The organism is Devosia insulae DS-56, assembly GCF_000970465.2.
Classification (GTDB): Bacteria; Pseudomonadota; Alphaproteobacteria; order Rhizobiales; family Devosiaceae; genus Devosia_A; species Devosia_A insulae.
Genome location: NZ_LAJE02000397.1, coordinates 1 through 10,188, shown reverse-complemented (window position 1 = coordinate 10,188; position 10,188 = coordinate 1). Strand labels below are relative to the sequence as shown.

The following is a 10,188-nucleotide window of genomic DNA, read 5'->3' as shown; positions in this document are numbered from 1 at the left end:
GATAAATAGAGGATCGTGGATGTAGGGATGCGTAGTGGTATATTGGGTGAGGGAGGGAATGAGTGGAAAGGGAGATGAGTAGGTGCGGTAAGAATGATGTGAATTCGCTGTGTTTTATTTTTTTTTTGGGGGCAGCGTCAGATGTGTAGAAGAGAGAGGTCCTCTGGTGGGGGTGGTGGGGGCGACAATTCATCCTCGGGTGAGCGCACAGTCCCAACTTTTGACAGGCCCAGTGGCGCGCGGCCTTCCATGCTCAATGTCATCAATAGGGTGGAAGGGCTCGCCGACAAGTTTTCTGACTACAAAGGCATTGTCGATGAGTTCGAAGACTATTTTGACAAGGGGGACAAGCGTTACCTCGAAGGCAAGTTGAAGGGACTGGCGAAAGATTTCGGTCTGGACGTGATCAAGGCTGGTACCAAGCTCGCAATCTCCAGGATCTTCGGCGGCGATCAGGCGGGCACTCAGGAGGTCCAGCAGGTGTCTGAAATGGCCAGCGACGTCATCTACACCTGGCCGAGCTTCTCGGGCATCAAGGAACGCATCGACACGATCAAGGGTGGCCTGACGGGTTTCGTGACCGACAAGCTCAACGAAGTCAAAGAGGGTTTCGACAATATCAAGGCAGGACCGCAATGAGCACCATCAAGACCATAGCAGGAGGGCTGATCGCACTCGGCCTTTCCCAGACCCCGGTGCTCGCGGACTCTGAGGCCGCGATCAAGGCGGCGGCCGATCGCTACAAGATGTGTGTGCTCGAGGAGAGCATCAACTACATCGGTCGTGGGGCAAGTCGGACAATCGACGCCTACTTGTCCAAGAAATGTGCTCCGGCATTGAACGGCTACGTGGCTTCGCTAACGGACGCAGGGCTGTCTCGCAGCAAGGCATCCAGGCTCGGAAACGAGCTGAAGAAGAACACGTTCAAGGCGGCGGGCGCGGTGCTGGTCAGCTACGCACTGGCGGCCAAATAAGCGAACGCGCCAGTTGAGCCCATCAAAGTCAGTCGCCGCCTGCAGGTGGCGACTGATCGTGGGCTAGTCCTAGTCAGGCGATTGAAATGCCGCCATACGGAGCCGGGTGCGGTGCTTTCTGGCTGCTGGCGATCCATCAGGCATGCTCCCGCGGTGGTAGAGCTTCTGCCAGCGCTGCTGTTGTGCATCGGACCCGGGTACCTCAAGGCCCTTGTTGAAGCTGTTGCGACTCTCCGTCCACATGGCGTTCTGTTCCGCCAACTCGGGCTCCGAGGCAAGGTGCCGCGTCTGCGGTCGCAACTGTTCCAACCGACCGAGTTCGAGTGGAACCAGGGTCGCAATCGGCTCGCCCGCCTCGAACTTCACGACCGTGTCGGGACGGGTGAATTTCCAGTTCATGGTGAAGGTATAAGGGCTCCAGTCCGTTTCAACCACTCCGCTCAGCGCCACAATAGCGTCCTTCGGCTCGTTGAACGGGCCAGTCACGAGCATCGACACCCCAGGCGGGGTCCGGAACAATGCGTTGACGTGGAACGTCAGTATGCCGCTGCCGAAGTGACTGATGGCGATGCTGTCGCCGTCAGCATGCAGCCGCACCGCATCGAGGCCGTCGCCACCATCCCATACGGCCTCAAGATATCGCGGGTTCAGTACCTGCCATCCGAGACCATTCGCGATCGTCAGTGGCAGGCAACGATAGGCATAAGCATTGGGCGTCGCATCCATCCACGCGCGATCTGTGTCGCCGGCCCGCAGTTGCGCCGGCAGATTCCCCATTGGAAAGCATATCAAGTCTTCGCCGCCCACGTCGTCCAAACCGAAACCTCGCTCAAACATATCCCTGAAACTCGACAACAGATTGACTGGCGGCGTCAAGTGATCGATTGTTGTTCGGCGTGTTGTCGAAATGATGCAGCCTGTGTGGCGGATTAGGGTAACGCTCCATGCGCGTTCTATTGCTGCTCACCACGCTCGAAGTGATCGAAGAATCGTTTCACGATTCGATCAACGCCGCTTATCCGCTCGGACTTGGTTACATCCACTCGTACCTCGAGGCGCATGGTCACGCGGTAGAGACGATGGACTTGTCGGAGATCCCGCTGGATATCTGCCAAAGTCGCATTCTTGACGTCGTCGATAGATTCCGACCCGACGTGGTCGGGCTGCAAGTGCTCACCCCGACGCGCATCAGTAGCCAGCACATATTGTCGGAATTGCATTCAAGATGGCCCACCCTCCATCTCGTGGTCGGTGGTATTCACGTTTCGGAGTGTTACGAGCAGGTCCTCGGGCGCAATCCCTACGCGGTGGCGGTGCTGCGCGAAGGCGAGGTTCCGATGCTGGAACTGGTTACCGCGTGGGAGACGGGATCCGAGATCGATGGCGTGCGTGGCATTGCCTTCGTCCGTAATGGCGAATTGAACGTGACACCGCCGGCCCCCACAGTGGATGATCTCGACGAGTTCCCATTCCCGGAACATGGGACATTCCTGACGCCGGAAAGCATTTATGCCAGCATCATGACGAGCAGGGGTTGCCCTTTCGTCTGCTCGTTCTGCTCGGTCGCGCGCCGAAAAATGCGCTTCCGCTCAATTGAAAATGTCGTCGACGAAATCGCCTCGATTGCTGAGCGGTTTCCGCAGGTGAAGACCATTCGGTTATGGGACGACCAGTTTTTCTTCGATCCCGAACGGGTGATCGCTCTCTGTGATGCGATCGTCAGCCGACGGTTCAACCTGAACTTCATCTGTATGGGTCGCCTCAAACCGTGCACACGCGAAATGGTGTTGGCCATGGAACGAGCCGGGTTCGTCCACGTGCTGTTTGGGCTCGAGACGGGCTCCGCGATCGTTTCGAAGATGTGCAACAAGAAGATCAAGGTAGAGTGGGCGGTAGACACGGCGAGGCTGTTCCGCGATTCCCCCATCAATGTCTCGATGTTTCTGATCGTCGGGTTGCAGGGCGAGACCGCCGAGACCATCGCCGAGACCATCGAGACCGTCAAAAACGTGCAGCGGCAGAAATACGTGCCGACCTGGTCCAATGTTGGTATCGCGACGATCTATCCCGGCACCGATCTCTACGAACACGCGATCGCAGTGGGCTTCATGACGGCCGATTTCTGGGATCAGCCCAATCGGGTTCCACTTTTCACCGTCGAGCATGACCTGCAAACACTCATTGACTATCGCGAGACCTTACTGAACGCGACTGATCCACTGCGGATACTGTCCAACCCTGAGGCGTTTCTCGCACAGCGCGACATGCTGCGCGAGATCGTACTCTTCGCCATCGGGGCAGCCCGGCAGCGGAACGATCCCTACCTTTCTCGGCATGATGTCATACCGCTTCTGAACCTGATCGGCACCGCCCTGCAGCAGTTGCAGGATGAGGGCGAGATGGTGCTGGTTTCTCGGCTACCTGCGGCGGAGAGCGGCCAGCATCAACTCTGGTCGCGGTATTCCAGGGCTCCCGGCCATGAAAATCGCTTCACGGTGACGACTGAGCGGCTGGACTGGAATGAATACACCTTGGCGATCCTGGCGGACGCTGCTCACAACGACGCGACCGACATCTTCGACCGGCTCCTGCAGTACGTCGACAGAGTTCTCTTCGTCCGGCATTTCGGTCACGTGGGAGAGCATAAGGTTGCGCGATCACAAGGTGAGGCTATCCGGCCAGCCGAATAGCCTCACACGAACGCCCGGGTGTCGGACAAGTATCTCAGTGTGACGGCAATCGGCGTCGTAACAACGTGCCCATGTAGTCACCCGCACCTCAGTGGTGGCGAATGACCGCTTCTGGCGCAAAGCGGACACCGCAACGACACTGAGGCCCCGCGACGCTCCCCCTGCGCTTCTTGGCCACCCTACCCCGCCACCCCATCCTCCGCCAGCTGCCGGATCGGCAGCAGCAGGGTGAGTGTCGTGCCCTCGGACCCCGATTCCACCGTGAGCCTCGCGCGTATGGCGCTGGCGCGGCGGGCCTGGTTGGCGAGGCCGCGGCCGGCGCGTGGGGCGGCGGTGTCGAAACCCTTGCCGTTGTCGGAGACGGAAATGACGATATCGCCGGCGACGACGCCGGTGCTGACCGTCGCCTCGGTGGCGTCGGCGTGCTTGATGATGTTGGTGAAGGCCTCCTGCAGCACCCGCAGGATATGGAGCGCATAGCGGTGATCCAGCCAGAACACCGGCGGCACGTCGCGCACGTTCCAGTTGAGCTTGATGCCGGTGCTCTCGAGCCGCGGCTCGAGGCGGAACCGCAACGTGCCGAGCAGCAGCAACAGGTCGGTTTCGACCGGCTCCATCGAGTCGATGGTGAGCTTCAGGTCGTCGATGCAGCCTTGGAGGATCTGCTTGAGTTCGGTCTCATCGAGCCGGCCGCGCTCCACCATGCGCAGCGCGCCGATCAGCGATGAGCCGAGCCCATCATGCATATCCTCGGTCAGCCGCTGACGTTCCTGCAGCAGCAGTTCGCGCTGCTCGATCTCGCGCAGCCGCTCGTGGCTGGCGAGCAGCGCCGCCTCGCGCGCCGTGAGCCGCTCGGCCAGCAAGGTATTGGAGTTCTCCACCGCATCGATCGCCCCCAGATAATGCGCGAGGACGAGGTGGAAGAAGGCAAAGACCAGGGCGATCTGCACGAATGGCAGGATGAAATAGCCCTCGATGCTGATCAGGTTGTTCTGCAGCATCAGGTCGTTGATGCCGAGATACGCGGTGAGCAGCACCCACACCGCGAGCACCAGCCCCTCCATCGACTGGGCGCGCCAGGCCGCCCGGATCGAGGAAATGCCCACGAGGTTACAGACGACGAAGGCCGCCGCATAGGCAAAGGGCGCGGTGAGCGTCGGGTCGAGCGCCGCCGAGAATAGCGGCAGCGTCGCGAGCCCCAGCACCAGCGTGGCGCCGCCGACTACGGCGGTGATCCACGACGCCCGGACATGCAGCACGGTGATGAGGAAGAGGTGCGAGATCGCCACCATCCACATCGTCGAGTTGACCGTCAGCCAGCCGAACCAGGCGTCGCTGAAGGGTAGCCGCTCGAGCCCCAGATGGTTGTGGAGGCCGCGAATGAAGGTCGCCGCCGACATCAGGAAGAACAACAGGTACAGCCGCTCCTGCCGGCGCCGGAACCAGACCAGGAGCGAGAACACCCCGCTGGCAAGGAACGCCGCGCTGGTGAGGTAGGAGAGCTCGGCCTGGAACAGGTTGCGCACCATGTAGGCCGGCCCGACCTGATCGAAATCGCCGACCCACAGGCTGGAGAGCGCCCCACCGATCCCCCTCAAATGCTGCAGGCGGATGACGATGGCGTTGATCGGTGGCGCCCCCTCGGTGACATCGAAGCCGATGCGCAGCGGCCGGTTCGAGCCGTTCCATTGCAGGTTCGCGTGCGATTGGTACTGCAGCTCGCCATTGACATAGACAGCGAGGGTGCCGTCGGATTTCCAGCGCGGGATATAGAGATAGCCCTTGTCGGCTGGCGACACCGGCTGCGGCAGCACGGCGCGATACCAGGTGACCTGCGTGTCGGGCGCCTCGGCATCGGCGTGCTGCGACAAGGCCAGCTGGGGGATCGCCGCATTGGGCAGCGCCACGGCGGTCCAGTCATCCGGCATGGCCCGGCGGATCAGCGTCGCCGGGGGCGACTGATAACCGACGGTGCTTTCGACCGCGAGCTCGGCCGAAGTGATGTGGAGGCCGCGCGGTTGGGCGACGAGGTGCAGCACCACCGCCCCGGCAATGATGATGCCGAGGGCGGCAAGGTAGCGCGCCAGAAGCTTATAGAAGGCCATGGCTGCGCGCCTCGAAGATCGCCTCGGCTTTCGACGACACTTCGAGCTTCTGGTAGATGCGGCGGACGAAGGTCATCACCGTGTTGCGCGTCACCCCCATCAGCTCGGCGATCTCGTCATAGCTGAAGCCCTTGGTGATCAGCTCTAGCGCCTGCTGCTCGCGCGGCGACAATAAGGGTTGCGCCGGGGCCTCCACAGGCCTGAAGCGCAACAGGATCTTTCGCGCGATACGCGGGCTGATCGGGCTGCCGCCGGAATGGAGCGTGCGGATGTCGTCGGCCATCCGGCTTTGCGAACTGTCCTTCAGGAGATAGCCGGCGGCGCCCGCCTCGATCGAGGGGATGACGTGCCGATCGTCGGCAAAGGTGGTCGAGACCATGATGCCGCAATCCGGCCAGGCGCTGTGGGCGGCGCGGATCACCTCGATGCCCGAGCCGTCGGGCAGCCCCAGATCGACCACCAGGATATCGGAAGGCGGGCCACCGAGCAGCGCCATCGCCTGGGCGACGTTCTCGGCCGCAGCGTGCAGCAGCATATCCTCGGCCGCCTCGACCGCGGCAACGAAGCTGCCGCGGAACGATGCATCGTCCTCGACGATCGTCACCTTGAGGGGCTTTGACCCTGTCGCCACAACACTCCCCCAGCCTCGCCTGCGACGGAAGCTCTAGCACGGCGCCCCTACGGGCTTGTCGCTATTTCTAGCGATATGTGAGCTGGGCCATCGGCTCAATAGTGCCCCCTGCCCCGCGGCGGCTTCGAGCCCGCGCGTGGGCCTATGGACGGGGGAACATCCATGCACTGCCGCACCGAACGCAACCGCGCGTCGCGCCTCGCTCCGCTGGTCGCCACCCTGTTGACGGCGACGGCGCTGAGCGCGCTCGGCATAAGCGCGGCGCAGGCGCAGACCGCCAACTGGGGCGGCGGCGTATCGTCGGACTGGTTCACCAGCGGCAACTGGACCGGTGCCGACCCGGACAACACGCGCGACGTCGTCGTCAACGGCGCCACGGCCGCTGAGATCGCCGGCGGTGGCGAGGCCGAAGCCGGCAACCTCCGGATCGGCGAGGGCGTTGAGGGCGCCCTGAACATCACCGAAGGTTCGCTCCAAGCCTACCACACCAATATCGGCATGGATGGCGGCACCGGCAAGCTGTCGGTGGTGGGGCCGAGTTCGAGCTTTGACTCGATGACCACGCTCAGCCTCGGTATGGACGGCAATGGCGAACTCGAAATCCTCGAGGGCGGCACGGTGACCAGCAACCAGGGCCTGATCGGGGATTCCGCGGGTTCGGAGGGGATCGTGACCATTGACGGCACCGGGTCGAACTGGACCACCCGGATCCCGGGAGCCGGTTTGTTCGTCGGCTATGGCGGCAAGGGCACGCTCACCGTCCAGAATGGCGGCTCGGTCAACACCAACACCACCTGGCTCGGCTATTGGCCCGGTTCCGACGGCAAGCTCGTCGTCACCGGCGCCGGCTCGAGCTACATCGACGAAGGCGACATGTATGTCGGGCGCGATGGCACCGGTACGGTGGAGATCAGCGACGGCGCCTTTGTCGAGATCTTCAACTCGCTCTATGTCAACCGTGGCACCGTTACGGTGGATGGGGCGGAGACCAAGCTCAAGACGCATGGCGGCGTGACCGTCACCGGCCCGGGCGAAGACGGTTTCGTGGTCAGCGGCGGTGCCAAAGTCGAGAGCAGCACGGGCTATGTCGACGCCGGCCTCGGCTTCGAGGGCACCGCGACTGCCAAAGTCACCGGCGCGGGCTCCAGCTGGGTGATGGGCGTCGATGGCTTGACCATCGGTCTCGAAGGCGGCGGCGCGCTGCTGGTGACCGATGGCGGGCGCGTCGAAGCGGGCCAGATCTATCTCGGCATGCGCGAGGGCGCATCGGGCAGCCTGACCATCTCGGATGACGGCCAGGTGGTGAGTGACTATGTGATGATGGGTGGAGAAGTCGGCGCCACCGCCACGCTGCGGCTCGAAAGCGGCGGGCTGCTCAGTGCCAAGCAAGTGGAACTGCTGAACTCCACTGGCACCGGCAAAGTGGCCTTCGATGGCGGCACCCTGAAGCTCACGGCCAACCAGTCGTTTCTGTTCTCCGGGTTCCAGACCGGCGACATCACCCTCGAGGATGGCGGCGGCACCATCGACACAGGCGCCTACAGTGTTCACATGGACCCTGGCCTCGTCGGCGCGGGCGGCTTTACCAAGAAAGGCACGGGCACGCTCAACGTCTATGGCGCCAGCACCTATGAGGGCCCGACGCTGATCAGCGCCGGGACACTCCGGGCGCGCGAAATCGGCGTGCTGTCGGCGGCCAGCGCTTATGAGGTAGCCTCGGGCGCGACGCTCAGGATCGACAGCAACAAGACCCAGACCATCGGCAGCCTCGCCGGCGCCGGCACCGTGCAGCTCGGCAACCCGCAGACCATGAACACGGCGGCCGGCAGCGCGCAGCTGACGCTGGGCGGCAACAACGCCTCGACCACCTTCAGCGGCGTGCTGGCGGGCAAGGGCCAGTTGATCAAGACCGGCACCGGCACCCTGACGCTGAGCGGCACCAACAGCTTTACCGGCACCACCACGGTCAGCGGCGGCGGGCTCAATGTGCTCGGCACGCTCCTTTCGAGCGTTACGGCTGAGAGCGGCGCCCGGCTCGGCGGCAACGGCACCTATGGCGCGATCAGCGTCGGCGATGGCGCCGTGCTGGCGCCGGGCAATTCGATCGGCGCGGTGACCACCGGCGGGCTCACCCTCGACGCGGGTTCGATCTATGAGGTCGAGCTGAGCGATGGCGGCAACATTGCGGGCACCCACAACGACATCACCCATGTCACCGGCACGGCGACCATTGCGGCGGGAGCCAAGATCAAGGTACTCGCCGGCAACGGCACCGACGATGGCAGCACCTACACGCCGGGCCTCGTCTACACCATCATCGACACCACGGCGCCGGGTAACCTCTCGGTCGCCGAGGCGCCCGAGATCATCGACAATTTCGCCTATCTCAACTTCACCGGTTCCTCTGACGGGCAGTATTTCCGCCTCACCTCCAGCATGGAGGCGGTGAGCTTCTGCCTTGAAGGCAGCACCGCCAACCAATGCGCCGCTGGTGACGCGCTGTTCGCGCTCGGCGCCGGCAATGCCGGGTTCGACCTGTTCCAGGGCCTCAGCGAGGAGGAGGCGCCGGCCGCCCTCGACGCCATCTCGGGCGAGGCGCATGCGTCGATGCTTGAGGTGCTGGAGCAGAGCTTTGCCGTGCTCGGCGAGACGGTGAACCGCCGCACCGCCGCTGGCCTCGTGGGCGCCGGCGCGGCGGCGGGGCCAATGGGCTATGCGGCGGAGCCGGGCAATCCCGGCGTCAGCGCCATCGGCGACGCCACCACAGCGGGTACGGCGCGGCCCTGGATCGGCGCGTTGGGCAGCTATGGCCAGCTCAATGGCGACGGCAACGCCGCCGATATCAGCTGGAGCACTGGCGGGCTGGCCGTGGGCTACGAGAACGAGGTCGACCTCGGCTCGGGCACCGGCTTCGGTGGCGTGGCGCTCGGCTATCAGCACGGCCAGGGCATCGTCACCGCGCGCAGTTCGGAGACTGGGTTCGACAGCCTCACGGCTGCCGCCTATGGCGGCTGGAGCGATGGCGCCGCGACGCTCATCGGTTCGCTGTCGGTCGGCGCCGGCCATGTCGCCACCGACCGGACGATTACCATCGGCAACAGCACTGAGGTCGCCCATGCCGATTACTGGGCGCAATCGGCCAACCTCTCGCTCGAGGCCTCGTACGCCTTCGAGCTCGGGCATGGCCTCAGCATCGCGCCGCTCGGCACCCTGGCCGTCGGCTGGCTCAGCCATCCCGGCTTCACCGAGACCGGCGCCGGCGCCTTCAACCTCACCGCAGAGGCCAGTGGCAGCATGTCCGCCGCGGCGGGAGTTGGGCTATCGGTGGGCCAGCAGGTGGAGCTGGAGACCGGCACCCTGTCGCTCGAGGGCCGGGCTTTGTATGAGCAGAGCCTTGCCGGCACCGACGCGACAGGGGAATTCAGCTTTGCCGGGAGTTCGGCGCCGTTCACCATTGCCGGGGCGCCCGAGGATGTGAGCTGGGTGCGGGTTGGCGGCGGGCTGGCGTTCGAGCTGACCGACGGCTTGGCGCTCGGGGCGAGCTATGACGGGCGCTTCTCGGAGAATGGGCAGTCGCATCAGGCGAGTGCCTCGATTGGGGGGAGTTTCTGAGGGTACTGCTGGAGGGCGCGAAAGCGCCACACCCACCGGCTGTCATCCCAGCGAAAGCTATCTATCCGCTGGTGCTGGCTGCAAGTTGGGTCCCAGCTTTCGCTCATAGGCGCTAAGTTAGAGGCAGCATGCACCAGCCGTGAGCTTCCCTCCCCCTTGAGGGGAGGGATTGAGGG

7 protein-coding genes are annotated in these 10,188 nt (G+C 63.8%); 4 read left to right on the top strand and 3 right to left on the bottom strand.

The features are described from left to right. The first annotated feature begins 249 nt into the window (after positions 1–249). Both VW23_RS26820 and VW23_RS26815 read left to right on the top strand, forming a co-directional pair. Positions 250–639 (top strand): hypothetical protein, encoded by a 390-nt coding sequence (locus tag VW23_RS26820; protein WP_069912533.1) that lies wholly within the window; start codon positions 250–252, stop codon positions 637–639. After that, positions 636–974, top strand: a complete 339-nt coding sequence (locus VW23_RS26815) for a hypothetical protein (protein ID WP_069912532.1) — start codon at positions 636–638, stop codon at positions 972–974. The genes VW23_RS26820 and VW23_RS26815 overlap by 4 nt, the downstream gene beginning before the upstream one ends. A 69-nt stretch (positions 975–1,043) precedes the next feature. Here the strand turns inward: VW23_RS26815 and VW23_RS26810 are convergent, their stop codons facing one another. Continuing rightward, positions 1,044–1,781: a DUF6065 family protein gene (locus tag VW23_RS26810; RefSeq protein ID WP_244513746.1), complete on the bottom strand. Its 738-nt coding sequence runs from the start codon at positions 1,779–1,781 to the stop codon at positions 1,044–1,046. A gap of 137 nt (positions 1,782–1,918) precedes the next feature. On the opposite strand from VW23_RS26810, the gene VW23_RS26805 reads away from it, so the two are divergent. Beyond that, positions 1,919–3,664: a B12-binding domain-containing radical SAM protein gene (locus tag VW23_RS26805; protein WP_069912531.1), complete on the top strand. Its 1,746-nt coding sequence runs from the start codon at positions 1,919–1,921 to the stop codon at positions 3,662–3,664. 179 nt (positions 3,665–3,843) lie between these two features. On the opposite strand, the gene VW23_RS26800 is transcribed toward VW23_RS26805, so the two are convergent. Then, positions 3,844–5,769: a sensor histidine kinase gene (locus VW23_RS26800; RefSeq protein WP_069912530.1), complete on the bottom strand. Its 1,926-nt coding sequence runs from the start codon at positions 5,767–5,769 to the stop codon at positions 3,844–3,846. Next, entirely contained in the window at positions 5,756–6,400 is a 645-nt protein-coding gene (locus tag VW23_RS26795; protein ID WP_069912529.1) for a response regulator, read from the bottom strand. Before VW23_RS26795 ends, VW23_RS26800 begins: the two co-directional genes overlap by 14 nt. A gap of 162 nt (positions 6,401–6,562) precedes the next feature. Between VW23_RS26795 and VW23_RS26790 the strand changes: the two genes are divergently transcribed. Continuing rightward, on the top strand, positions 6,563–10,012 hold the full coding sequence (locus VW23_RS26790) for an autotransporter outer membrane beta-barrel domain-containing protein (protein ID WP_069912528.1): 3,450 nt from the start codon (positions 6,563–6,565) through the stop codon (positions 10,010–10,012). Positions 10,013–10,188 lie beyond the last annotated feature (176 nt).